This is a genomic window from Pseudomonas reinekei, assembly GCF_001945365.1.
In the GTDB taxonomy this organism is placed as follows: domain Bacteria; phylum Pseudomonadota; class Gammaproteobacteria; order Pseudomonadales; family Pseudomonadaceae; genus Aquipseudomonas; species Aquipseudomonas reinekei.
Map to the genome: position 1 here is coordinate 263779 of NZ_MSTQ01000001.1, position 25693 is coordinate 289471.

19 protein-coding genes are annotated in these 25693 nt (G+C 57.9%); 9 read left to right on the top strand and 10 right to left on the bottom strand.

The window, feature by feature from the left end; genetic code table 11:
* Positions 1-20: 20 nt before the first annotated feature.
* Together BVK86_RS01200 and BVK86_RS01205 are read left to right on the top strand one after the other, a co-directional pair.
* The gene (locus BVK86_RS01200) at positions 21-2534 is read left to right on the top strand and encodes a fimbria/pilus outer membrane usher protein (RefSeq protein WP_075944673.1); all 2514 of its coding nucleotides are present in this window, start codon (positions 21-23) and stop codon (positions 2532-2534) included.
* A 66-nt stretch (positions 2535-2600) separates the two neighbouring features.
* Positions 2601-3692: a fimbrial protein gene (locus tag BVK86_RS01205; protein WP_075944674.1), complete on the top strand. Its 1092-nt coding sequence runs from the start codon at positions 2601-2603 to the stop codon at positions 3690-3692.
* A gap of 47 nt (positions 3693-3739) precedes the next feature.
* On the opposite strand, the gene BVK86_RS01210 is transcribed toward BVK86_RS01205, so the two are convergent.
* The 3 genes from BVK86_RS01210 to BVK86_RS01220 all read right to left on the bottom strand — a co-directional run bounded on the left by BVK86_RS01210 (position 3740) and on the right by BVK86_RS01220 (position 9796).
* A complete protein-coding gene (locus tag BVK86_RS01210; RefSeq protein ID WP_075944675.1) occupies positions 3740-5185 on the bottom strand; it encodes a hypothetical protein in 1446 nt (481 codons plus the stop codon).
* Positions 5186-5382: 197 nt separating this feature from the next.
* Complete coding sequence (locus BVK86_RS01215) at positions 5383-7578, bottom strand: autotransporter outer membrane beta-barrel domain-containing protein (RefSeq protein WP_075944947.1); 2196 nt, start codon at positions 7576-7578, stop codon at positions 5383-5385.
* A gap of 226 nt (positions 7579-7804) precedes the next feature.
* Positions 7805-9796 carry a hypothetical protein gene (locus BVK86_RS01220; protein WP_075944676.1) on the bottom strand — a complete coding sequence of 664 codons (1992 nt, stop codon included), beginning with the start codon at positions 9794-9796 and terminating at the stop codon, positions 7805-7807.
* Positions 9797-10126: 330 nt separating this feature from the next.
* Here BVK86_RS01220 and BVK86_RS29165 point away from each other — a divergent pair, with 330 nt between their 5' ends.
* Complete coding sequence (locus tag BVK86_RS29165; protein ID WP_139315736.1) at positions 10127-10669, top strand: hypothetical protein; 543 nt, start codon at positions 10127-10129, stop codon at positions 10667-10669.
* 149 nt (positions 10670-10818) lie between these two features.
* Here BVK86_RS29165 and BVK86_RS01230 read toward each other — a convergent pair whose 3' ends face one another.
* Together BVK86_RS01230 and BVK86_RS01235 are read right to left on the bottom strand one after the other, a co-directional pair.
* Positions 10819-11961 carry a glycerate kinase gene (locus BVK86_RS01230; RefSeq protein WP_075944678.1) on the bottom strand — a complete coding sequence of 381 codons (1143 nt, stop codon included), beginning with the start codon at positions 11959-11961 and terminating at the stop codon, positions 10819-10821.
* A 133-nt stretch (positions 11962-12094) separates the two neighbouring features.
* On the bottom strand, positions 12095-13204 hold the full coding sequence (locus BVK86_RS01235; protein WP_075944679.1) for a sugar diacid recognition domain-containing protein: 1110 nt from the start codon (positions 13202-13204) through the stop codon (positions 12095-12097).
* 170 nt (positions 13205-13374) lie between these two features.
* On the opposite strand from BVK86_RS01235, the gene BVK86_RS01240 reads away from it, so the two are divergent.
* The 3 genes from BVK86_RS01240 (at position 13375) to rarD (ending at position 16847) form a co-directional block, all read left to right on the top strand.
* A complete protein-coding gene (locus tag BVK86_RS01240; RefSeq protein WP_075944680.1) occupies positions 13375-14685 on the top strand; it encodes an MFS transporter in 1311 nt (436 codons plus the stop codon).
* Between the two features lie 132 nt (positions 14686-14817).
* Complete coding sequence (locus BVK86_RS01245) at positions 14818-15831, top strand: aldo/keto reductase (RefSeq protein WP_075944681.1); 1014 nt, start codon at positions 14818-14820, stop codon at positions 15829-15831.
* Between the two features lie 134 nt (positions 15832-15965).
* Complete coding sequence (rarD, locus tag BVK86_RS01250) at positions 15966-16847, top strand: EamA family transporter RarD (RefSeq protein ID WP_075944682.1); 882 nt, start codon at positions 15966-15968, stop codon at positions 16845-16847.
* 64 nt (positions 16848-16911) lie between these two features.
* Here rarD and hppD read toward each other — a convergent pair whose 3' ends face one another.
* Positions 16912-17988 carry a 4-hydroxyphenylpyruvate dioxygenase gene (gene hppD, locus BVK86_RS01255; RefSeq protein WP_075944683.1) on the bottom strand — a complete coding sequence of 359 codons (1077 nt, stop codon included), beginning with the start codon at positions 17986-17988 and terminating at the stop codon, positions 16912-16914.
* Positions 17989-18552: 564 nt separating this feature from the next.
* Here hppD and BVK86_RS01260 point away from each other — a divergent pair.
* Together BVK86_RS01260 and BVK86_RS01265 are read left to right on the top strand one after the other, a co-directional pair.
* A complete protein-coding gene (locus BVK86_RS01260; RefSeq protein WP_075944684.1) occupies positions 18553-20085 on the top strand; it encodes an EAL domain-containing protein in 1533 nt (510 codons plus the stop codon).
* A gap of 234 nt (positions 20086-20319) precedes the next feature.
* Positions 20320-20685: a histone-like nucleoid-structuring protein, MvaT/MvaU family gene (locus tag BVK86_RS01265; RefSeq protein WP_008031084.1), complete on the top strand. Its 366-nt coding sequence runs from the start codon at positions 20320-20322 to the stop codon at positions 20683-20685.
* A gap of 174 nt (positions 20686-20859) precedes the next feature.
* Here the strand turns inward: BVK86_RS01265 and BVK86_RS01270 are convergent, their stop codons facing one another.
* Positions 20860-21384, bottom strand: coding sequence for a DUF4946 domain-containing protein (locus BVK86_RS01270; protein ID WP_075944685.1), 525 nt, complete (start codon positions 21382-21384; stop codon positions 20860-20862).
* Positions 21385-21529: 145 nt separating this feature from the next.
* Here BVK86_RS01270 and gloA point away from each other — a divergent pair, with 145 nt between their 5' ends.
* A complete protein-coding gene (gene gloA, locus BVK86_RS01275) occupies positions 21530-22051 on the top strand; it encodes a lactoylglutathione lyase (protein ID WP_075944686.1) in 522 nt (173 codons plus the stop codon).
* Positions 22052-22196: 145 nt separating this feature from the next.
* Here the strand turns inward: gloA and ahpF are convergent, their stop codons facing one another.
* The 3 genes from ahpF to BVK86_RS01290 all read right to left on the bottom strand — a co-directional run bounded on the left by ahpF (position 22197) and on the right by BVK86_RS01290 (position 25532).
* Positions 22197-23762, bottom strand: coding sequence for an alkyl hydroperoxide reductase subunit F (ahpF, locus tag BVK86_RS01280; protein ID WP_075944687.1), 1566 nt, complete (start codon positions 23760-23762; stop codon positions 22197-22199).
* Between the two features lie 129 nt (positions 23763-23891).
* Entirely contained in the window at positions 23892-24455 is a 564-nt protein-coding gene (gene ahpC / locus BVK86_RS01285; RefSeq protein ID WP_007975937.1) for an alkyl hydroperoxide reductase subunit C, read from the bottom strand.
* 138 nt (positions 24456-24593) lie between these two features.
* Positions 24594-25532, bottom strand: coding sequence for a site-specific integrase (locus BVK86_RS01290; protein WP_075944688.1), 939 nt, complete (start codon positions 25530-25532; stop codon positions 24594-24596).
* Between the last annotated feature and the right edge of the window lie 161 nt (positions 25533-25693).

The window sequence follows — 25693 nt, forward strand, 5'->3', positions numbered from 1 at the left end:
TAGCATTCATAGCCAGGAAAATGACAATGATCCCTTTCCCGGGTCGCTGGCGCGTGCTCGCTCGCCAGCGCTTTGCCCAACTTTTTCTTATCGGCAGTGGCGGCGCCGCCCTCGTGGAGGCAGGACCGGCATTGGCGAATGCGCCATTGAGCTTTCAGAGCGGTTTCATGCATCAGGGCATCGGCCAGCCAACCGATGCCGGGCATCTGGCACTACAGGCGCTGGCCAGCCATCAGGACCTCGGCCCGGGACGCTATCGTGTGGAAGTTCGTGTCAACCATGAATATCAGGGCCGCCATGAACTGGACTTTGTCCAGGTGGGAGCGAATGACCTCACGCCGTGTCTGAGTGCCGACCTGCTGGAGCAGTTCGGCGTCAAGCTCGATGCCGTTGCCCAACCCGAACAACTGAAGTCGAGCTGCATCAACCTCGTCACACTCATCGACGGCGCCCGTAGCGAGTTTGATGGCGGGCAGTTGCAGTTTGCATTGTCCGTTCCGCAGATCGCCATGCGCCGCAACGTCGCCGGCTATGTCGATCCCGAGCGTTGGGACGAAGGGATCAACGCCGCGTTCCTCAACTACCAGGTTTCTGCCCAACAGGGCTCCAATCGCTACGGCGCGCACAACAGCCAGGACCTGTACCTCAACGCCGGCCTCAATCTGGGCCCATGGCGTTTGCGCACCAACCAGAGCGGGCGTCAGGACAGCCATGGCGATCGTGAATGGACCCGTGCCTACACCTATGCGCAACGGGATTTGCCCGGCATGCACGCCAACCTCACGCTCGGTGAAGCGTTCACCGGTGGCGATGTGTTCAAGAGCCTGCCGATCAAGGGTGCGCTGCTCAGTTCGGACGTCGGCATGTTGCCCGATGCGATGCAGGGCTATGCGCCGATCATCCGCGGTGTGGCGCTGAGCCGGGCCAGACTGGAAGTCCGGCAGAACGGTTATCCGATCTATTCCACCTATGTCAGTGCCGGCCCTTACATCATCGACGATTTGAACACCGGTGGCGGCAGTGGCGAGCTGGAAGTCGTGTTGACCGAAGCCGACGGTCAAGTACGGCGATTCATTCAGCCCTATGCATCCCTGGGCAACCTGCTGCGCGAAGGCACGTGGCGCTACAGCGCAGCCGTCGGCCGCTACAACGCCGCCAGCCACGTCGACGATCCTCTGCTCTGGCAAGGCACCATGGCCATGGGCACCGGCTGGGGTACGACCTTCTATGGCGGCTTGATGACCAGCGAGCACTATCGGGCCATTAACTTGGGCGTCGCCAAGGATCTGGGCAGCGTCGGCGCCTTGGCCCTGGACGTCACACGCTCCGACGCCGATCTCGATACCCGCGACATCGACGCGGTGCAGGGCATGAGTTATGCGGTCAAGTACGGCAAGACATTCCCCACCCGTACCAGCCTGCGTTTCGCCGGCTACCGCTATTCCACAGAAGGCTATCGCGACTTCGACGAAGCCGTTCGCCAGCGCAGCCAGGACAGCAGTTTCCGCGGCAGCCGGCGTAGCCGCCTGGAAGCCGCGGTGTATCAAAACCTGACCCCGCAAAGCTCGTTGACGCTGACCCTGTCCCAGGAAGAATTCTGGCGCACAAACTATCAACGCCGTCAGTTCCAGTTGAACTTCAATACCCAGCACCGCGGTATTGGCTACACGCTTTACGCCAGCCAGTCCCTGACTGACACAAACGCGCATAGCGATCGACAGATCGGCTTGAGTGTGTCCCTGCCCTTGGGGTTCGGGCACACCAACTCGGCGACATTCGATATGCAAAGGAATGGCAACGCCTACAGCCAGCGCGCCAGCCTCAATGGTGTGCTTGACGAGAACCGCTTCAACTACCGCGCGGCGGTGGCCAACCAGGACAACCACCAGCAATCGGCAGAACTGTCCATGGGTTATCAAACCCACTTCGGCAATCTGGGCGCGGGTGTGAGCCAGGGCAATGATTACCGCAACCTGTCCGTCAACGCGACCGGCGCGCTGCTGGCGCATGGCGACGGTATCGAGTTGGGGCCATACCTGGGAGAAACCGCAGGCCTGGTGGAAGTGCCCGGCATCAAGGACGTCGCCATCGCCAACGCACCGGGTGTACGCACCAATGAGCGCGGTTATGCCCTGGTGCCGTACCTGCGTCCTTATCGGGTCAATCAGGTCGAACTGCAAACCGATCAACTGGGCCCGGACGTCGAAATCGACAACGGCACCACTCAGGTCGTGCCTCGACGTGGCGCGGTGGTCAAGAGCACGTTCGCTGCCCGCACGGTCAGCCGCCTGGTCATCAGCGCCATGTACGGCGAGCAGCCACTGCCCTTCGGCGCGCAAGTGCGCGATGACGAAGACGCCGTGATCGGTCTGGTCGGCCAGGCCGGCCAAATCATGCTCACTACCGATGACAGAGCACAGACGCTCAACGTCCGCTGGGGTGAACAGCCCAACCAGCAATGCCGGTTGGACGTCGACCCGCAACGCATGGAACTGGCTCAAGGCTATCGGTTGCAGACCTCGATCTGTCGTTGACACGCATCCATTGAAATGGCGCCGACCGCAAGGTCACGGCGCCTGGCTCATTGAAGGAAAACATTGATGAAATTTTCTCTGCGTCAGGGCTTGAGCCTGGCAGCGATCCTGGCCGGGTGGCAGCTTGCGGCGCCTGCCCTGGCCAACATGTGCTCATGGGATACGACGCCAGGCCCGCTGGATTTCCAGGCCGATGTGGGCAGTGTCTACGTCCCGCGGGACGCACCTGTGGGCAGCGTCATCGGCGTGATCGACAAGTTCGTGCAGACGCCCCATCCCGGGCCCCAGGGCATCTCTTGCAGTAACGATGGCAGCGTCGTGCTGAACTTCACGACCGTTCCGACTGCACCCTCGGACCGCAGGGCCCACGAAATCATCGGAGATCCGGCCACCCGCGGCACGGTGTACATGACCAACATTGCTGGCGTTGGTGCCCGCATAACCCTGGAGTTCGGTTTCGATGGCAACGCGGGCAACTCGTTTGTGCCGATAGGCGGATCGCCGATCGTGCCCTTCGATGCTCATATCAGCCGCACCCTGCTCTCACCTTTCATGCTTTCACGACTCAGGAGCAAGGTGACGCTGGTGAAAACCGGAGTGATTGCCCCCGGACCGCACACGCTGAGCCAGCAGATATTCGACGGACATTTCTCGGATATCGGCAAGGGTTTCGGCTATGGCATTCGGGGGACAGTCATTCAAGCGCAGTGCACGGTCGGCGCCAAGCCGGTGAGTATCGATCCGGTGCCGCTGGGCGACTGGGATGCCAAGGACTTCACGCATCCCGGCTACACAACGCCCCCGACCGGTTTCACCATCAGCCTGTCCAGTTGCATAGCCGATCCCTTCGACAACAATCGGGCCAATGCTCATATCCGCCTGGACGGTGCGGCCGGTTCGATACCCGAAGGTGACGGCCGTCACGGTGTGGTCAATCTCAGCCCCGGTTCGACCGTGGCCGGCATGGGCATCCAGATTCTGCGTGGCGACGGCATCACCCCGATTCCCCTGGGTACCGATGTTTCGTTCGGCGCCATTGAAGACGGCAAGGACAAGACCCTGGATTTCAAGGCACGGTTCTATCAGATCAAAAACAGCCCGGACATCCGCCCCGGCAAGGCCGAAGGCGCGATGAGTTTCACTATCACCTATCAATGAACCATAACGAGCCCCGAGAACACGGGCTCGTTACATAGTCGGCGCAGTCAGGCCCGCAGCATTGGGGACAGCAGGGTAAAAGCAAACCAACTGCGGCCGTTATTGAAACTGACCTGGGTCTGCACCCTGAAACGCGTGTCGTTCCTCAAGGTGTACATGAACGCCAGGGGCACGGTCGCCAGGACGCCCTCCGTGACCTGCGCACTGGTGACAGGTAGCGCATTGATGATCGTTGCGGATTTCGGCTGATCGTCAGTGCCCGTGCCAGTCACTGTGATGGTGATCAGGCACTGGGTACTGATGTAGGCCCAGGTACGCTGGAAAATCGGCAGTCCCGGCGAAGTAATGCGACTCTTGTACACAGGATCGCTATGGGGTGCGACGAGTTGAGCGCCAGGCAACCTGGAGGGAGGGAACGCCGCGATGGCCAAGGTCAAGGACCTGGAAGGTTCAGTCGTACCATCCGCCAAATGAACGAGATAGCTTACCGGCAAGGTACTGTTCAAATAGGCGGCGATACTCTCCTTGGGAATCGATACTTCGCGTGTCCCCGCCACGACGGGCACCTTGATGGAGCCGGCAACACCCGGCTCGCCAAACAACACTTCGAGCCGATCATCCTCGTAATACACCGCTTCTTGCGGAATGCGCACGGTGGCACCTCGCAGGGTCTTCTCCGGATCGAGACTGCCATAGTCGGACGGTTCCCCACCCACTTCAACGACCCAGGGGTTGGGCAAGTAACGGGGCGCCCTGATCACCGCCACCAGCAGCTCGGCGGGAACGGACTCGGCGCTCACATTACCGGCACGATCTTGCACCCGGTAAGACACTTCCCGTTTTCCGTCACCGCTCCTGAGAATCAACTCTTTGTCGAATTCAAGGTAGATCGGGTACTGATAGTTATGCCGGGTCAGCGGCTCGGTCCGGTACTCTTCCGAGGCGCCGCCCAAGGGATTTTTCCATGTGGCGATCACCACGTCCCCTGGTGTGCGGGGCAAGTGAAGCGGAACTTCGACCTTTACAACATCATCGTGGTTATTCAGATAGTCCTGGTCGACCGTATCGGTATCGAACGCGAGCTTGCTGTTGGCATCGAGTTCGGCGGGCTCGGTGTCGACGGTCAAGACACGGACCTCCGACATTTCGGTTTGCCCGGTATGCAGGGTCAACAGATAGTCCACGTGATGTTCACCATCGAACAACCAGGCAGCAGGCACATCAATGAAGTAGTCATCCGCTGCAATCGGTGCAGTCCACGTCTTTGTCTCAACGGGTGCGCCATTCCAGTACATCTCCACCGATTCCGGAGACTCCACTGAAGGAGCGGTGTTGGCCCATGGGTCAAACTCCATTTTCAGTCGTTTGCCCTGGATACTGGTTGGCAGCAAGCCTTCCTGGCCACCGTCAATATTTTCTAGCATCACCTGCGTGAAAGGTTTGGGCCGAACCCGAAGTGAATGTTGCTCGCTGGAGCTTTTTTGTGTGGACATGATGACCTCCGTCAAATAGGAGCACCCAACAGGCGTCATGCCTGCCTGCGTGCAAGAGTGACTATTAATGCCCAAATCCGGATATCGGGATACTGTCACTTCTGACAGGTCAGACCGACATCAACAGTGATCCCCACGAAAAAAGCGCAGGCACCTGTGGGGTGACCTGCGCTGTTTGTTCAGCGGTTTGAACGGTATTACCAGTGATAACGCAAACCGACGTTAACCCCCCACGGCTGTTCAATCTTGTCGCCATTGCTGTACTCAAGATCGAGGTGGACCGAGGTGCGGTCAGTCGCCTGCATCGCAATGCCCGTGCCCAGTTCGCCACGGGAGCCCGACAAGCCGGTATTAAATGAGTTGTTATTGACCTGCACGTCACTGTTGGCGCCGAATTCGTGCACATAAGCCGCGCGCACATACGGCTGGACTTCGTAGCCCTTGCCGACCGTGAAGTTGCGACCGGCCGTGGCACCGACTTTAGCGAGCATCGAACGGACGCGATCCCCTTCGGCGGCCATGCCGTTATCCAGGTCGTAGTCGGCGCCTTCAACAATCACGCCGGCCCACTGGGTGTAAGGCTCGACGAAATAACCGTTGTCCAGCTTGATGTGCCGCCCCAACTCCACGGAAGCCCCGACACCGTTGTTGTCGTAGTCGCCCTTGGTCTTCCTGCCGTCGCTGAGTTGCACGTCAGAGGAGTTGCGGAAGCGGTTGAACTTGATCACTGCGTCAGCGTAATAGCCATTTTCATTAAGCCAGGTGGTGTAGGCACCGAGGTAATAGCTGTCGACTTCGCCGGAAGTGCCACGGCTCATGTTCAGGTCCGATTGGCTGTAACCACCAAGCAGGCCGACCAGCCATTGTCCATCCGCCACTGGCAGCGGCGCATCGGCACCGAAGGAGAAACCATGCTGGGTTTGCTGGTAGGCCAGTTCCTGGCTGGCACTGACGTCGTATTTGTTGCCATAGGTACGAATCCAGCCCCCGGCCTTGCCCTGATCCATGCGCACTTCACCCATGCGGCTGCGCAGAGTGCTGAGTTCGCCGTACCAGACAGTCGGCGCGGCATTGAACAAGGCCATGACCGATTGGGTACCCGGACTGATCGAGCGCGTAGCCGTGTTCAGGACCCAGTCGTTGTCGCCCTGCTTGATCAGGTCGTAATCGTAGGCACCCAGGCTCACCGCACCGCCCAGCAGCGAGAACGTTGCGTCGCCGCCGCCAATGTGGACTACCGGCCGCGATCCGGCGGCAACAGGCTCCGAGCCACTACTGTCGAGCGCCACCGTGTGATTGCCGCTGGCGTTTCCAGTAACGGTCAGCGTATCGATCTGCCCGGTGCTGAAGTCGTTGTGCATGTAAAAGGTGCCGCCGTTGCCCGACAACTCGCCCACGGACAGCTTGAAAAACTCCCCCGGATTGCCGAATTGCACGCCGCCACCGTTGAGCGTCAGGCTCTGGACACTGCCATCGCCCACCATCACCCAGCGCGCGTTGTTGTTGACGGACAGGCCTTGTACATTCTCGAGACGCCCGGTCAACGTCGCGGAATTGTCCAGCTGGACATTGGCCGTGCTGCCACTCGCGACAACGACATCGCCTACCAGATGCGTGTTGCTGTCACTGACAGAGAGATCGGCCGACCCACCGTTTCCGACATCCAGCAAGATGCCATTGCTGGCAGTCAGGTTCGTACCGTTGCGCGCCGTGATTGCGGCATTGCCACCCTGAACAAAAATGGCCGAACCACCCGAACCCTGGACCTGCGTGCTATCGAGATTCAACACCGTCCCGCCCGGTTGGCTCGCGTCGTTGCGCACGACAATACCGTTAAGTCCGCCAACGATCGTACTGCCGACCGCCGAGGTCGTGCCATCGAACATCCGCAGGCCTGCGCCGTTTGCGCCTGTACCCTCTAGCCGGCTATTAAGCAGTGTCAGGGTACTTTCCGCACCGACCTGGGCACCCGTGTTGACACCGCTGATGAGGCTGTTGCCATCTACGGTTGCCTTCGAACCAGCGCCCGTCGCGGTGAAACCCAACTGCAACCCGGTCACGCTGCTGTTGATGCGACTGCCGGTGATCTGCGCATCGCTGTCGAACAGCGCCAGGCCGTTGCTGCCTGCCGTTGCATTGACCGTACTGCCGATGAGATTGACTTTGGACCCGCCACCGGCGGTGATTTCCCGGGTGGTGGCGGCGTTGGCATTCAGGGTGGCGGCGTTGGTCAGCGAATAGCTGTCGGGCGATGTGTTCTGGTCGATGTTTACGACAACGCCGTTGATCGGTCCGGCCATGACCTGCTGAGCGAAAAAAAGCAGGGGTGCAAGGCTTGCCCACTTCACGGCTTTCGAAAGCGGATTCAGATTGAAAACATTGCTTGCCCACATATCCAGGTATACCTCGAGCAAATAAAAATCCTGGGGCCTGCGGGGTGTCATCCGCTGGGCCGTACGTTACAAAGGCGGCGAGAATATGTTTACCCTTCCGTGATGTATGTAGGACTAATCCGAAGTCAACGCTGATCAAGGAACCAGCCCGCGGTTGTCCGTCAGGCAGAGCATAGGCCGGCCCTCGGAAGTGTCCTCCAGGAGCCGGCCCGCGCCACATCGGCAGTTAGGGCACCCGGCAAGGGATGTCACCCAAGTACATGCCGAGCCATGCCGTCGCGATCTTGGACGTCACGGTTTTGCCCCTGTACTCGAACGAGTACGTCACTTTCGTATTAGCGTCGGAATGAAGCGGTGGGTTATAGGCCGGAGCAATGTAATCGGCATACGGCTGGACGCGCCATTGGAAGCCGGTGACCGGATAGGCACCGCCGGCCGCCGTCAGCGTGATCGTGTCCTCAAACAATGTTCCGGCAATCGGCGTTGTTCCTGCGCGTCCCTGGAACAACTCCCAAGACATCTCGACTTCGTCGCCCACCTGCAACCAGGCCGACAGATCAGGAACATCCACGACAATCGCACTTTCTGGTGGTTGCAGTGAATCGCAGATCAGCCACATGCCATTGATATGAGGGAACGTCGGTGCATCAGGCGTGAGCACAATGGCATCGTTGACATTGACCAGGGTGATCAGGGACTTTTGCCGATTCGGCGTAACGCTCGCTTTACCGACGGTGTAATACACTTCCTTGCCCGGGCCGTTATCGGTTGCCAGCACGTAGCGCCAGGGAACGTTTATGGTCTTCTTTGAGCCCGCCGTTTCTGTCGTGATCGTGAGGTCCGCCTCAACGATGTGCGTGCCCTCCCAATAAAATTCCAGGGTTTCGCCGGCGTCGACCGGGTCATAGACGGTGAATTCAAACGGAACATCCTTGTCGGCATCGGCGACTACCAGCACGTTATCGCCCGTAGAGCCCTTGACGACCCCTGCCAACAGATCCGGATTGGTCGGGTCTGGAAAGTCGGGAAACGGGTTGGGTGGGCCGACCACTTCAAAGTTCACCACAAAGTCATCCTCCTCCGGACCGAACGTACGGCCGAGGCGATCGATGACATAGCTGACTGTGGTGACTTTTTCTCCCGTTGACCCGATATAGGCGGCAAGCAATGTCGACGCAGGTACGGGAATTTCGGTGGTGCGGTTTTCAATCGCGAAAGTCACGGGCAAGGGAATATCACCCCACTTCGCGACAATTTTGTCGCCGTCCTTCCAACCGCTGTACGGTTTGATTTCGATGATTACACCGCCTGCCGCCGTTTCCAGGTCAATCACCGCACCACCAGCCGCCACCGGAACTTCCGGTTTCTTCAGGGCGGTTGGCAAGGCCCCCAAGGTGACGACAAAACGGGTCCAGCCTGAGAGATTACTGCGGTTGAACGCCTTGTCGATCAGCGCATAAAGCACGTAAAAAACACCATCGCCCTTGCCTTCGATATACGCCCTCGGGATCGTGACGCTGCGGTTGGCCGGAAGAATGACAGGTGGTGCGACCGGATCGAGCAACGATGGATCAGACGGTAAGGGATCACTCGCGTACCAATAGACGTATTTGTCCTCTCCGGCCTTGTCACTGTAATCGGGGATGATGCCGGTTACCGTGGCGACGTTACTGTCGTCCAGTTCGGTTGCGGTAAATGTCATGGCCGGCGGTTCAGGTGGATTGGTGAGTTCATAGGGCGCAGTAATATCGCTGATGACATGGATCAACAGACTTCTGACACGTTGAGTGGTATGCAGCACCACTTCATGTTTGAACGTATATTCACCATTGGGCTGAATGATATTCAAAGGAATGGTGTAATCACCTACCCACGTATCCGCAAACGGATAATCCAGTTCGATTTGCTGGACTTTAGTGAAGGCCGGCCAATTAACGTCGGTGATATGCCCCTTGGCGATAAACAATTCAAGTATCTGCTTGTCACCAGGAAAGTCACCCGTATTCGCCCAAATTGGAACATTCAGCTCCATCCCCTTGAGCTTGATAACAGGTCCATTCAACAGACCGTCGGCATTGATGACCTCCCGTATTGTCGCGATTGGTAGTTCGTCCGCTGCCTGAGCTGCACGCTCCAGATTGCGTTGATTACGCAACTCGCGATAGGCATCACGCGCCTCCTTCGAGCCGAGCCGGGTTTTCAAGACTGTCATGTTCATTGCCCTCCACAGAACTATAAATGGCCATCATCCTGCGATGGCGCTGGAGGCTGTGCGGCGGCTTGAACACTGCGAGGGAAAACCCGATAACCGTCCCTTCGATCTGCACCACGGGGCCTTGGGGCCGATTAAGCATCAATTTTTTAAAATCCGATACTGTCAAAGTTGACAGGTACCCAGTCTGCAACCAAGCGCTGTCGTCGCATATTGTCAGAGCGGCTTCCATCTTTAAGTACTAACTGTTCTGCTAGGTTTCGCGATTCAAAAACCCTGTTAGTGTTTTGCCCAACAAGCCTTGATGGCTCTATCAGAACGACAAAGGAGCAAGACATGCATTATTTAAAAATGCTCACAAGTGCAGTAGCACTTGGCTGCAGCCTGATGTTAACCAGCAGTAGTATTTTTGCCGATACTGCCAAACAGGAAAACTTAACTAATGGTTTTATTGTTTTTGGTGATGTTGAAGGTAGCGTCATTGATTTTCCAGTTTGTCGTATCCCGGCCATTGAAGGAAAATATTATTTTGGCGACCCAGTGGGTTGTCGCGACAATGACTACAACGCAATGATATTTATCAATGTACCTTCGGCACTGACGGTGACGGTATTTGACGACGGCGGCTGCGAGAGGGACAACGACGTACCTAACAACTGGGAGTTCGCCATCACGACCGTCAAAAACCCAACCACCAGCGGTGATGGCGATGTCAGCATTCCGGGTAATTGGATTACCTTCTATAAAATCTGGTTGACTCCGGATAACACCGTTGTGGAGCCTGGCGTGATGAAAAGCGGACGCTGGAAACGCCCGCCTCCGTCCACCATGCCTAACTTGCACAACGAAGCCAGTTGCGTGTTAGTCCAGCGCAAATAGCCTGTTGACCCGAGTGTCGGGTTCAAGGGCGTTCAGACTTATTCCTGCAAGCTGCATGACCGTGCTCCATTAGCTATGGGTACGTCAGAATCCGCGGGTTAAAGGGCATTTGTGGCGAGGGAGAGCAGACTCCCTCGCCACAGGTTGAGTCAGCGCTGGCGGGCAGCCGTTCGCCAGACCCGTGCAATGTCCGTCGCTCGCTCACGCAACAAACGCGGCGCTTCGGTACATGCCTGTTCCAGCGTCATTGGACCGCTCGCCAGGGCAAACGCGGCGTCGATGCCATGCGCATACAACGCCTGATAGCCCTCGCCCAACGTACCGGCGATAACGATGACCGGCACGCCGCGCAGTTGAGCAATGCGCGCGACACCGAACGGTGTTTTGCCGCGCAGGGTTTGTGCGTCGAAACGCCCTTCCCCGGTGATCACCAGATCGGCAACTTTAACCGCGTCCGCCAGGCCCACCAACTCGGCAACCACCTCAACCCCGGCCTTGAATTGCGCCCCCAGGAACGCCTTGGCGCCAAAGCCCAAACCACCCGCCGCACCGCTGCCGGCTTCATTGCGCAGGTCTTTTTCCAACACCTTGGCGCAGTGATCGGCGAAGTGCCCCAGCGCCAGATCCAGTTGTTGAACCTGCTCGGGCGATGCACCTTTTTGCGGACCAAATATCGCCGAGGCGCCGTGAGGGCCGCACAGTGGATTGTTCACATCCGCCGCGATGTCGAAACGCACGTCGGCCAAACGAGGGTCGAACTCGCTGAGATCAATGCGCGCCAATTGCGCCAGCGCCAAGCCGCCCGGCGCCAAAGGTTCACCTTGTGCATCCAGCAGCTTCACGCCCAATGCCTGCATCGCACCGGCGCCACCATCATTGGTCGCACTGCCACCGATGGCCAGAATCACCCGTTGCGCGCCGGCATCCAGCGCCGCGCGAATCAGCTCACCGGTGCCGAAGGTACTGCTGATGCACGCATCGCGCTGCCCCACCGGGACCAATTGCAAACCGCTGGCTTCGGCCATTTCGATGATCGCGGTGTGGCTGTCGGGCAACCAGCCCCAGGCGGCATTGACCGCCGCACCCAAAGGCCCGCTAACTCCAGTGCGGCGCAGTTCGCCATGACAGGCCGCCAGCACCGACTCGACCGTCCCCTCCCCGCCGTCGGCCATCGGGCATTTGATCAACTGCGCATCGGGCCAGACCTCGGCGAGTCCAAGGGCGATAGCATCAGCAACGCCTTGAGCACTCAGGCTGTCCTTGAACGAGTCGGGGGCGATGACGATTTTCATGGGTACTCTCCGGTTGTTATGGAGATCATGCTGCCAGCAGGCCCGAACAATAACGCCAGTCCGCTGCACAAGCCGCACAGAGGATTATTGTTCATTTTCACAAAAAGCCGTATTCACACGCCCGGGATCGTGTTCAGCTCTGGGGTAATAGTTGAACGCCGAGATACAACGCCAGCATGCCGTCCAGCTTCAACGGATCAACGCCGCTGAGTTCAGCAACGCGCTCCATCCGATAGCGCAAACTGTTGCGATGAATGCCCAAGGCATCAGCACAGGCCTGGCTCTGGCCGTCGTGTTCGCACCAACTGCGCAAGGTCGCCAGCAACTGGCCGTTGTTGTCCTTGGCGATGACTTTGCGCAGTGGGTTGAGCAACTCGTCCAGCGCATCGTCGTTGCGATGTCGCCAGAGCATCACGGGCAATCGATAACGGGTCAGCGTCAATAAGCGTGATTGGGGCAGGACGTCACGCCCGTAGGCCAGCAAGTCGCCGACCCGACGGTAACAGCGGCGCAATCCTGTGAGCCCGTCGGCCTGCCCGCCCACGGCAATGCGCAGGATGTTCCAGCCCAAACCGTCGAGCTTTTCCAGCAGCCGATCATTTTCGATGGACTGGTTGGCCGGTCGGCACCACAGCAGCGAGGACTTGGCTGAACTCACGCACCAACTGTCCGGGTAGCGCGAAGTGAGCCAGGCGCTGAGTGCCTCGACGGTTTGCCCCGGCCCGTGTTCCATGCCCAATTCGAACAGGTACGGCACTCGCGTCATTTGCGGTTTGAGGCCGAGCTGTTGCGCCTCGTCGATCAGGCGCGGTGAGCTGCCGGCGTCACTGAGCAACAACGCCAGCAGGTCATCGCAACGCTGGCGCCGCCACTGCTGCTCGGCTTGAAGGTTGCGCTGGCCCACCAGCATCTCGGCGGTCATGCGCACCAGTTCGGCGTAGGTGCGTAACTGCTCGGGTTCGCCAGTGATGCCGAGCACGCCGATCAAGCGCTGGTCGAGCATCAGCGGCAGGTTGATCCCGGGCTGCACGCCTTTGAGGTGAACCGCGGTTTGCGCATCGATCTCCACCACGCGGCCATTGGCCAATACCAATTGCGCGCCTTCGTGGCGGGTGTTGACCCGCTCCGGTTCGCCGCTGCCGAGAATCAGCCCCTGACTGTCCATGACGTTGACGTTGTACGGCAAGATGGCCATCGCGCGGTCGACGATGTCCTGGGCCAGGTCGTGATCGAGTTCGAACATAACGGTGATCCTTGAAAGCGTGAGGGCCAAGCGGTTGTTCACCCGCACAGGCCTTGGTAACAAACCCTGTGCTCAGGCACAAAGACAGCAGCCCCGAGGGTGGTCGAGACTCTCTGGGCGATCAACGTTACCCTTGCATCGCAAAAAATCATAATAAAGAGAGAGCCGCCATGTCACAGAGCGCCGCCGCTACCCAGGCCATCGTTGACGAGAAAAACGCCGTCTACAAACGCATTACCCTGCGTTTGATCCCCTTCATTTTCATCTGCTACCTGTTCAACTACCTCGACCGGGTGAACGTTGGATTTGCCAAGCTGCAGATGCTCGACGCACTGAAATTCAGCGAAACCGTGTACGGCCTCGGTGCCGGGATTTTCTTTATTGGCTACGTGCTATGCGGCGTACCGAGCAACCTCGCCCTGACCAAATTCGGCCCACGACGCTGGATCGCGCTGATGATGATCACTTGGGGTACGCTGTCGACCTGCCTGCTGTTCGTCACCACCCCGACCGGGTTCTACACCTTGCGCCTGTTCACCGGTGCGGCCGAAGCCGGGTTCTTCCCGGGCGTGGTGCTCTATCTTTCCCAGTGGTTCCCCACCTTCCGCCGTGGCCGCATCATGGCGCTGTTCATGTCGGCGATCCCGGTGTCGGGCCTGCTCGGCAGCCCGTTCTCTGGCTGGATTCTCAATCACTTCGCCGCAGGCCAGGGCGGTTTGGCCGGTTGGCAGTGGATGTTTTTGCTGCAAGGCGTGCCGACTGTTGTACTCGGTGCACTGGCGTATTTCCTGCTCAGCGACAGCTACGCCAATGCCAAATGGCTGACGCCGTTCGAGCGCTCGGTGCTGGAAGCCGACCACGCCGAAGACCTGGCCAACAAGCCGAAAACCACCACCGATTCCCTGCTGGCGGTGTTCAAGAACCCGGCGATCTGGGCGTTCGGCCTGATCTACTTCTGCATTCAGAGCGGCGTCTACGCGATCAACTTCTGGCTGCCGTCGATCATCAAGAACCTGGGCTTCAGCGATAACCTGGTGATTGGCTGGTTGAGTGCTATTCCGTATCTGCTCGCGGCGCTGTTCATGTTGTTCGTGGGCCGCTCGGCCGACTTGCATAAAGAACGCCGCTGGCACTTGGTCGTGCCGATGCTGATGGGCGCGCTCGGTCTGCTGATCGCCGTGAACTTCGCCGCCAACCCGGCCATCGCCATCCTTGGCCTGACCATCGCCACCATGGGCGCCCTCACCGGCCTGCCGATGTTCTGGCCGGTGCCGACTGCGCTGCTCAGTGCGGGCGCTGCGGCGGGTGGCCTGGCGCTGATCAACTCCATGGGGCAAATGGCGGGTTTCCTCAGCCCTTACCTGGTGGGTTGGGTCAAGGACAGCACCGGGTCGACCGATGCGGCGTTGTACTTGCTGGCGGGCGTGATTGTCTGCGGTAGCTTGCTGGCGTTGCGTATGACTCGCACCCTGCGCGTCTAAGCACAGCAAATCCCCTGTGGGAGCTAGCAGGCTCCCACAGTTGTGTCGTGCGTGTGTTTGAGATTTGCGTTGGCTCCCGGCGGTGGTTCTGGTATTTGATTGAGCCTTTCCCTCCGGCAAAAGGATTTCCTCATGAGCTACCGCACACTGGGTCATTCGGGCTTGCAAGTGTCTACCCTGACCCTGGGCACCATGATGTTCGGCGAACAGACCAGCACCGAAGAGTCCCTGCGAATCATCGAAAAGGCCTGGGACCAAGGCATCAATTTCATCGACACCGCCGACGTCTACACCAACGGCCGCTCCGAAGAAATTGTCGGTGAGGCCATCGCCAGCCGCCGTCATGAATGGGTGCTGGCGACCAAGGTCGGCTTCGGCCCGGTGGACGGCGTGCCGAACCGCAGCGGTCTGAGCCGCAAGCACATCTTCAATGGCATCAACGCCAGTCTGACGCGCCTGGGCACTGACTATCTCGACATCTACTACCTGCACCGCGAAGACCACAACACGCCGCTGGAAGTCACGGTATCGGCCATTGGCGACCTGATTCGCCAGGGCAAAATCCGCTATTGGGGCCTGTCGAATTATCGCGGCTGGCGCATTGCCGAGGTGATTCGCATCGCCGACAAACTGGGCATCGACCGGCCAGTGATCAGCCAGCCGCTTTACAACATCGTCAACCGCCAGGCCGAAACCGAGCAGATCACTGCGGCGCAGAATTATGGTCTCGGTGTGGTCCCTTACAGCCCCTTGGCGCGCGGCGTGCTCAGCGGCAAGTACGCGCCGGATGCAAAACCCGATGCCGACAGCCGAGCCGGCCGCGCCGACAAGCGAATTCTGGAAACTGAATGGCGTGTGGAATCGCTGCGCATCGCTCAGCAGATCCAGCAATACACTCAGGAGCGCGGCGTCGGCATTGTCGAGTTCGCGATCGCCTGGGTGCTGAACAACGCCGCCGTCACCTCCGCCATTGTCGGCCCGCGCACCGAAGCACAATGGGACGCCTACACTAAGGCAAAAGCGGTGAAGATCACGCCTGAAGATGAAGCCTTCATCGATTCGCTGGTGACACCGGGGCATGCCTCGACACCGGGGTTCAATGACGTGAGCCACTTCGTGTCGGGCCGTAAACCGCGTACAGCCTGACGACATATGTACCCTGTAGGCGCTGGCAAGCCAGCTCCCACAGGTTATTTATTGATTGATCGGTCAATGTCCGGCTGAAAACCCCGTATCCTCTGCGCCCGTTTCACACTCACTCAAAATCACGCGAGGACAGTTTGTCTAAAGGTATCGCTCTATCGGTTTCAGCCTCGGTGCTGTTTGCCGTCATGTATTACTACACGTCGCTGCTCACCCCTTTGAGCGGCGTGGAAATTTTTGGCTGGCGCATGCTGCTGACCGTGCCCTGCATGACCGTGTTCATGCTGGTGTCCGGGGAATGGCGGCGCGTGGTCGACCTGTTGCGGCGCATCGGCGCGCAACCCAAGTTGATCGCCGGCCTGCTGCTCTCTTCGGCGCTCCTGGGTGTACAGCTTTGGCTGTTCATGTGGGCGCCGCTCAACGGCTACAGCCTCGATGTGTCGCTTGGGTATTTCCTGTTGCCGCTGGCCATGGTGCTGACCGGGCGCATCGCCTACGGTGAACGCCTGTCGTACCTGCAAAAAGTCGCGGTGTTTTTCGCCACGCTGGGCGTGATCAATGAGTTGTATCAGGTGGGCGGATTTTCCTGGGCCACGCTGCTGGTGGTCGTCGGCTATCCGTTGTATTTCGTGCTGCGCAAATGGCTGAAAGCCGACAACCTCGGCGGGCTCTGGCTGGACATGACCCTGATGCTACCGATCGCCTACTGGTTCGTGCACGGCGGCGAACAAGGCTTTGGCGTGTTCGATCAGCATCCGGCGCTGACGTGGCTGATCCCGCTGCTGGGCTTGATCAGTGCGTCGGCCTTGGTGGTCTACATCATCGCCAGCCGCTTGCTGCCGTTCAGCCTGTTCGGGTTGTTGAGCTATGTTGAGCCGGTGCTGTTGCTGGGCGTGGCGTTGTTGCTGGGCGAAAGTATCAAGCCGACTGAATGGCTGACCTATATCCCGATCTGGATGGCGGTGCTGGTGTTGGTGTTTGAAGGGTTCAAGCATCTGATGCGGCAAAGACGCCCGTAAGCTCACCCAAAAACAACTGTGGGAGCGAGCAGGCTCGCTCCCACAGGTTTATCGGTGTAACGGCTTAGTCGGTGGCGAGAACACCACGACGAACCTGATCACGCTCGATCGACTCGAACAGCGCCTTGAAGTTGCCCTCACCGAAACCATCGTCGCCTTTACGCTGGATGAACTCGAAGAACACCGGCCCCATTAGGGTTTCCGAGAAGATCTGCAACAGCAGACGCTTGTCGCCCGACTCGGACGAACCGTCCAGCAAAATGCCGCGCGCTTGCAGTTCGCCCACCGGCTCGCCGTGGTTCGGCAAACGGCCTTCGAGCATTTCGTAGTAGGTGTCCGGCGGCGCGGTCATGAAGCGCATGCCGATGCTTTTCAGGTGATCCCAGGTCTTGATCAGGTCATCACTGAGGAAGGCCACGTGCTGGATGCCCTCGCCGTTGAACTGCATCAGGAACTCTTCGATCTGCCCGGCGCCCTTGGACGATTCTTCGTTCAACGGGATGCGGATCATACCGTCCGGTGCAGTCATCGCCTTGGAAGTCAGGCCGGTGTATTCGCCCTTGATGTCGAAGTAACGGATTTCACGGAAGTTGAACAGCTTCTCGTAGAAGTTCGCCCAATAGGCCATGCGACCGCGATACACGTTGTGGGTCAAGTGGTCGATGATCTTCAGGCCGGCACCGACCGGGTGACGGTCGACGCCTTCGATGAACACGAAGTCGATGTCGTAGATCGAGCTGCCTTCACCGAAACGGTCGATCAGGTACAGCGGCGCACCGCCAATGCCTTTGATCGCCGGCAGGTTAAGCTCCATCGGACCGGTTTCGATGTGGATCGGCTGGGCGCCGATTTCCAGGGCGCGCTTGTAGGCTTTTTGCGAATCCTTTACGCGGAACGCCATGCCGCACACCGACGGGCCGTGCTCGGCCGCGAAGTACGACGCGACGCTGTTGGGTTCGTTATTAAGGATCAGGTTGATCGCGCCCTGACGGTACAGGTGCACGTCTTTGGAACGGTGGGTCGCGACCTTGGTGAAGCCCATGATCTCGAAGATCGGCTCCAGGGTATTCGGGGTCGGTGATGCGAACTCGATGAATTCAAAGCCCATCAGGCCCATCGGGTTTTCGTATAAATCTGCCATGGTTGGCGCCTCATCATGCTTTCAGGAATTAACAAACGTTAGTTGCTAGCAATGCTGAGACCGGTGGGTGGCGCGCAGGAGATGCCCCGCACGCTGCGGGCGAGGAAATCACCGTAGATCAATTGAAACCCAAATATCTTCATTGTCGACCCAAGGCTATTGCGGGCGAGGCTTCTGCTGCCAGAAGACGATTATTCTTGTATTCGTAACCTGATTCTACACAGCGTAAATCAGTTTGTCCGCCCTCTCTATAAAATCCGCCTTTTTCCCGCACGTGCAAGGGGTTTGTTGTCCAGACATATCCTGACCAGAATCTGCCCGTTCCCCGGATACACCGCCAACGCCAGTTGTTCGCCCAACAGCTGCGCGGCCTGTCCGTGCTCGAGCGACGCCAGGCATTACCGGCGAAGCTGGCCATCGTCAAACTGGCTGAGCGACTTGATTATCGTTGATCGGCATAATGGCTCCATGCGAACTATCATGGCTCGTACCTGAACTCTTTTTGGGAGGCATTTGGCCCTGCCAGCATTTGAGAGCTCCATTTCATCGCTACAGGTTTTGCAAATGCCACTAAAAACCAAACCCCGAAAACGCAGGCTCAAAGTTGCGGTGACCTTGCTCAGTGGCTTGCTTCCGGTACTGCTGGGCTCTTTCATTCTTTATATGCAGGCCGGGCGCGCACTCGTGCAGCATGCACAGGAAACCGCCGAAGAAGCCATTCGCCAATTTGAACTGATGCTCGACAACACGGCTCAGGCGGCGCACGAGTTGTTGCCACTGGCCGGGCAAAGTTGCCTGGACGTCAACCTCGCCTTGCGCGAGCAAGTCACCCGACGTCCCTTCGTGCGTTCGACCAACCTGATGTGGGACGACACTATTTATTGCAGCTCCCTGTTTGGCGACTATCACGAAAAAGTCGCTTCCGGCGGCTATGCCGGTGGACGGTTGTTGCTGATGAAGGGCAATCCGGTCACGCCCGATACCGCCTTGTTGGTCTATCGGATCGAGGATGGCAAACGCGGTGCGTTGGCGACACTGGATGGTTACCACTTGAGCAACGTACTGCGCCTGATCGGGAGGCACACATTGCTGATACTGCAAGTCGGCAATAACTGGTTAACCGCCGATGGTCATGTTCAGGAGGGCACCCTACCCGACTTTTCCGTCGCCCAAAGCATGCTCAAATCGACTCGGTATGATTTCAGCGTGGCGGCCGGTTTCCCGGACGGTGAAACCTGGCGCTACATGACCAATGAATACCCGACGCTGTTCAGCTTACTGATCTTTTTCGGGGTCATTTCCGGCGCGATCGGCCATGTTCTTCAGAAGCGTTCGAACTCACCCACCCTCGAAATGCAACGTGCGCTGGACGCTGTAGAGTTCGTTCCTTATTTCCAGGCTGTGGTGCATGGCGACAGCAAGAAACTCTCGGGCATCGAGGTATTGATGCGCTGGAATCATCCGAAGGAAGGCCTGGTGCGTCCGGATCTGTTCATCCCGTTTGCCGAGCATTCCGGGCTCATCGTGCCGATGACCCGTTCTTTGATGCAGCAAACCGCAACCTTGCTGGGCCCGCTGTCCGGTTCGTTCACCGAGCCTTTTCATATCGGTATCAACATCACTGCCAGCCACTGCCAGAACCTTGATCTGATCCAGGACTGCCGCCAGTTCCTCGGTGCTTTCGCGCCTGGTTCCATTCATCTGGTACTGGAGTTGACCGAGCGCGAACTGTTTGAACCCACTGAGCTCACTCATCAACTGTTCGACCAGTTGCATGAACTTGGCGTGATGTTCGCCATTGACGACTTCGGCACCGGGCATTCCAGCCTGGGCTATTTGCGCCAGTTCAATGTTGACTTCCTGAAAATCGACCAGAGTTTTGTCGCGATGATCGGCATCGACACACCTTCCAGCCATATTCTCGACACCATCATCCAACTTGCCCGCAAGCTCGAGCTGTCAATGGTTGCAGAAGGTGTAGAAACCCAAGAGCAAAGTGATTATCTGACCGCGCACAACGTCAACTTCCAGCAAGGCTTTCTGTTCGGCCGACCCATGCCGGGCGCGGAATTCATTAGTGCATTAAGCGATCATTAACCCTCAGGGTTATGCGACGAGACGGCTAAAGGGCGCACCAATTTGAATCAAAACACTACTCTTGTTACATGAAGAAAAAGACATGATTTACTCTTGATCAATTAACTACTACAATTTTTCATGCCTGCGGTAATTTGGCAGGTGAGCCACTTATCACCGAGTCGCTTCAAGGCTCTTGGCTTATAGCTTTGTTTGCGGTTGGTATCAGCCAAACACACTATTGGAGTAAAGATATTGTCCAGACTCGCTGAATTTCGTGCAGCTGAAAAGGCCCTTCAAGAACAGCTCAAGCAGCTTGAATCCCTGAAGAACGATGCCGGGCTCAAGAAAGAAATCGAATTCGAAGAAAAGCTCCAGGGGCTGATGAAAACCTACGGCAAGAGCCTGCGCGACATCATCGCCATTCTCGATCCGAACCCGGCTAAATCCGGCTTGCAACAGGCCGCTGCACCTAAAACCCGCCGCGCTCGCGTGGTCAAGGTTTATCAGAACCCGCACACCGGCGAACTGATTGAAACCAAGGGTGGCAATCATCGCGGCCTGAAAGCCTGGAAGGAACAATACGGTGCTTCCACCGTTGATTCCTGGCTGCGCGGCTAAGCACTCGCGGCAACGAAAAAAGCCCTGCCATGCAGGGCTTTTTCATGGATACCCTCTAAATGCAACGATCGGCGCCGATCGACTCACTACTTGCTGACTAACTTTATGCTTAGTCCCTTTGGGTATCTAAAAATGACAAAAAGCACCGAGAGCGATGGCTCCTGAAATCGTTCACTAAAGTTTCAGACTGTTACGGGCAGCCTCTATTTCGTCCTGACTTGCCTTATAAACCTCAGCCTGCCCCGCACAGGAAAAAACATAGGCTTTATCAGCATCGACTGCCGCGACCAATGTTTGAGAAAGCACATGCCTTCCGTTTTGGGTGATCGTGCAGGTAGTTTCCAGCGCCGTTAAACGGCTCAAGGTCGTCGGGTGAATCTTCGTGCAAACACTTTGATAACCGCCTTGAAAAAAGTCCTTCTGCACCGACTTGCGCATTTCCAGCAGCACGCCCTGCAGGTTCACCTGATGACCGCTCTCCACCTGGCTCATGGTCAACTCCATCACCATCACCGGCGTACCGTCCTGATCGTTTTTTACCGCACGCTGGCGGGACACTGCTGGCCTGGACTCATCGTGCGGGACGACTTCGATTTCCCAGCCACTTGGCCACGTTACCGTCGGCTCGTCTGCATGAGCGATGGTGATTCCTGAAAGCAGACACATCAACACGAACGCCGATTTACAGAATCGAATCATTGCAATGAACACTCACAAAATAAGCCGTAAAGTCTGAGCCTACCCCGCCCGTCAGGCAATAGCCGACGCTTTCAGTTTGGTGATGTCAGATCCCTTGCGTATCATTGTCGCCATTCGTTAGCCCCACTTATTTTCCGGAGGGCCCATGAGCCTGCACGAATTGAACACTTTCCCAGGCGTTACCGCCCAACCTGACACTGCCACCCAGAACTTCGTCTTCAACCACACCATGCTGCGGGTGAAGGACATCACCAAGTCCCTGGATTTCTACACGCGCATCCTGGGTTTCTCGCTGGTTGAAAAACGCGACTTCCCGGAAGCCGAGTTCAGCCTGTACTTCCTGGCGCTGGTCGATAAAAGCCAGATCCCGGCCGATGCCGCAGCACGTACCGAGTGGATGAAATCGATCCCGGGCATTCTTGAGCTGACCCACAACCACGGCACCGAAAACGACGCGGACTTCGCCTATCACAATGGCAACACCGATCCGCGTGGTTTTGGCCATATCTGCATCTCCGTTCCGGACATCGTTGCCGCGTGTGAGCGATTCGAAGCACTGGGCTGCGACTTCCAGAAGCGCCTGACTGACGGCCGCATGAAGAGCCTGGCATTTATCAAGGACCCGGATGCCTACTGGGTAGAAATTATTCAGCCTGCGCCGCTGTGATGCAAAATACCGTCTTGTGGGAGCTGGCTTGCCAGCGATGGCGTCCTTGAAATCGCCATCGCCGGCAAGCCGGCCCCAACAATGATCGCGGACACAAAAAACCCCATGATCACTCATGGGGTTTTGTTTTTTTCAGCGTCCGGATTTACGCCGGGGCGGAAGTCCGGATCAAGTGGTCGAACGCGCTGAGGGAAGCCTTGGCGCCCTCGCCTACCGCGATCACGATCTGCTTGTACGGCACCGTCGTTACGTCACCGGCGGCAAACACACCCGGTAGCGAAGTCTCGCCACGTGCATCTACGATAATTTCGCCGCGAGGTGACAGCTCTACGGTGCCTTTGAGCCAGTCAGTGTTCGGCAGCAAACCGATCTGCACGAAGATGCCTTCAAGGTTGATCGTGTTGAACTCACCCGAGTCGCGATCCTTGTACACCAGACCGTTGACCTTCTGGCCATCACCTTTCACTTCACTGGTCAGTGCACTGGTGATGACGTCGACGTTGGGCAGGCTGTGCAACTTGCGTTGCAACACCGCATCGGCGCGTAGCTTGCTGTCGAACTCCAGCAGCGTGACGTGGCTGACAATGCCCGCCAGATCGATCGCCGCTTCAACACCGGAGTTACCGCCGCCGATCACCGCTACGCGCTTGCCTTTGAATAACGGGCCATCGCAATGCGGGCAGAAACAAACGCCTTTGGCTTTGTATTCCTGCTCACCCGGCACGCCCATTTCGCGCCAGCGTGCGCCGGTAGCCAGGATCAGTGCCTTGGTTTTCAGTGTGGCACCGCTTTCGAAGCGAACTTCATGCAACTCGCCGGGATTTTTCGCCGGGATCAACGCGCTTGCGCGTTGCAGGTTCATGATGTCGACGTCGTATTGCTTAACGTGCTCTTCGAGGGCACTGGCCAGTTTCGGCCCTTCGGTTTCCTGCACGGAGATGAAGTTCTCGATGGCCATGGTATCCAGCACCTGCCCACCGAAACGCTCAGCCGCCACACCGGTACGGATGCCTTTTCGGGCTGCGTAGATCGCCGCCGAAGCACCGGCCGGGCCACCGCCGACAACCAGTACGTCAAAGGCTTCCTTGGCGCTGATTTTCTCGGCTTGGCGTTCGATACCGCTGGTGTCGATCTTGGCGAGGATTTCTTCCAGGCCCATGCGGCCCTGACCGAAGTTCACGCCATTGAGGTAGATGCTCGGCACCGCCATGATCTGGCGCTCATCGACTTCAGCCTGGAACAGCGCGCCGTCAATGGCAACGTGGCGGATGTTCGGGTTCAACACGGCCATCAGGTTCAGCGCCTGGACAACGTCCGGGCAGTTCTGGCAAGACAGCGAGAAGTAAGTCTCGAAGTTGAACTCACCCTTGATCGAACGGATTTGCTCAATGACTTCGACACTGGCCTTCGAAGGGTGGCCGCCGACTTGCAACAAGGCCAGCACCAGGGACGTGAATTCGTGGCCCATCGGGATGCCGGCGAAACGCAGGCTGATATCGGCACCCGGGCGATTGATCGAGAACGATGGCTTGCGTGCATCGTCACCGTTGTCGAGCAAAGTAATCTGGCTGGAAAGACTGGCAACGTCTTTCAACAGCTCAAGCATTTCCTGGGATTTCGCACCGTCGTCGAGGGATGCAATGATCTCGATCGGCTGGGTGACCCGTTCCAGGTACGATTTCAACTGGGCTTTAAGATTGGCGTCCAACATACGGGCGATTTCCTTTGTATTCACAGACATAAAAAAACGCCCGAGCGAATCTCGCCCGGGCGTTTTTATTGGGCGGTGCAGCTTGCTTAGAAGGTGCGGATGTCCGCCCTGATGAAGCGCGTCACAGACTTAGATCTTGCCGACCAGGTCCAGGGACGGAGCCAGAGTGGCCTCGCCTTCTTTCCACTTGGCTGGGCAAACCTGGCCTGGGTGGGCAGCAACGTATTGAGCAGCCTTGATCTTGCGCAGCAGCTCGGATGCGTCACGGCCTACACCGCCATCGTTCAGTTCAACGATTTTGATCTGGCCTTCAGGGTTGATCACGAAGGTGCCACGGTCAGCCAGGCCTGCTTCTTCGATCAGCACGTCGAAGTTGCGGGAGATGGCGTGGGTCGGGTCGCCGATCATGGTGTACTGGATTTTACCGATGGCTGGCGAAGTGTTGTGCCAGGCAGCGTGAGCGAAGTGAGTGTCGGTGGAAACGCTGTAGATCTCGACGCCCAGTTTCTGGAATGCGTCGTAGTTGTCAGCCAGGTCTTCCAGCTCGGTTGGGCATACGAAAGTGAAGTCTGCTGGGTAGAAGAAAACGACAGACCACTTGCCTTTCAGGTCAGCGTCCGAGACTTTTACGAAGTCGCCGTTTTTGAATGCGTCAGCTTTGAACGGTTTTACTTGGCTGTTGATGATAGGCATCGTTGACTCTCCGTCAGGGGTTAAGAAGTTGATGGAGAGAACTTTACCCACTCGATCGATAGAAGGCTCATTGGCAAACTTGATGCTGCTGATGGGTTTTAGCTATTAGCCCACAGTATTAATAGAAGAAATCTGAATTTAAGTAGCCAACGGCTTTTCGGGCAAGCGAGTCATGCCCAGGAACGGACTGGCCTCGATGTAGCGCATGGCCGACTTCATGTCCTTCCAGCCGACGTAGCTCATCAACGACTTCAAGTCCCACCCGGCCTGATGGGCCCAGGAAGCAAAGCCGCGACGCAACGAGTGACTGGTGTAGAGCTCGGCGGCAATCCCTGCGCGTTCCAGCGCTTGTCGCAATAACGGAATCACACTGTTGGCGTGCAACCCCTCCTCACTCAAATGCCCCCAGCGGTCGATGCCGCGAAACACCGGCCCGCGTACCAGCGCAGCTTCGGTGATCCAGTCGATGTAGGCCTGCACCGGACACAAGCGTTGCAGGGCGGGTGTCTGGTAAGTCTTGCCGAGATTTTCGCGATCACTCTTGCTGCGCGGCAGGAACAAGGTGATCCCCGAACCGGCAGTGGCTTGCACATGCTCGATCTGTACGCGGCACAACTCGTCGCTACGAAAACCGCGCCAGAAACCCAACAGGATCAGCGCACTGTCGCGCTTCGCACGCAGCAAACCGGGGCGATCACCGGCCGTTCTGGCAACGACCGCCTCCTGCTCGAGCCAGCCAATCACTTGTTCCAGATGCTGAAGCTGCAGCGGTTGCGCCTGTTTTTCTTGTGCCGGGTGCAGTGCGCGAATGCCTTTGAACACCTTGCGCACCACGGGTGCCTTGGTTGGGTCGGCGAAACCCTGGCTGCTGTGCCATTGCGCCAGCGCCGATAAGCGCAACTTGAGTGTGTTGATCGACAACACACCGGCATGGGCAACCAGATAGCGCGCGACGCTGTCGCCGGTAGCCGGCAGAAACCCGCCCCAACTGACTTCGAAGTGCTCGATGGCCGCCCGATAACTGCGACGGGTGTTATCGCGGGTTGCAGCGTGCAGGTAGCGGTCCAGCTCGGTCATGGCGCAGATCTCAAAAAACGTACCGTTTCAGCGGGCATATTACCGGTCGATGGCTTATCACACGGGGTAATACCAGTATATCCCGTGTTAAAAACGCCTTGTATTTAACTTTCAAGATTGAATGGTACAATGTGTATTCTGGTAGTACGTACCACATTACG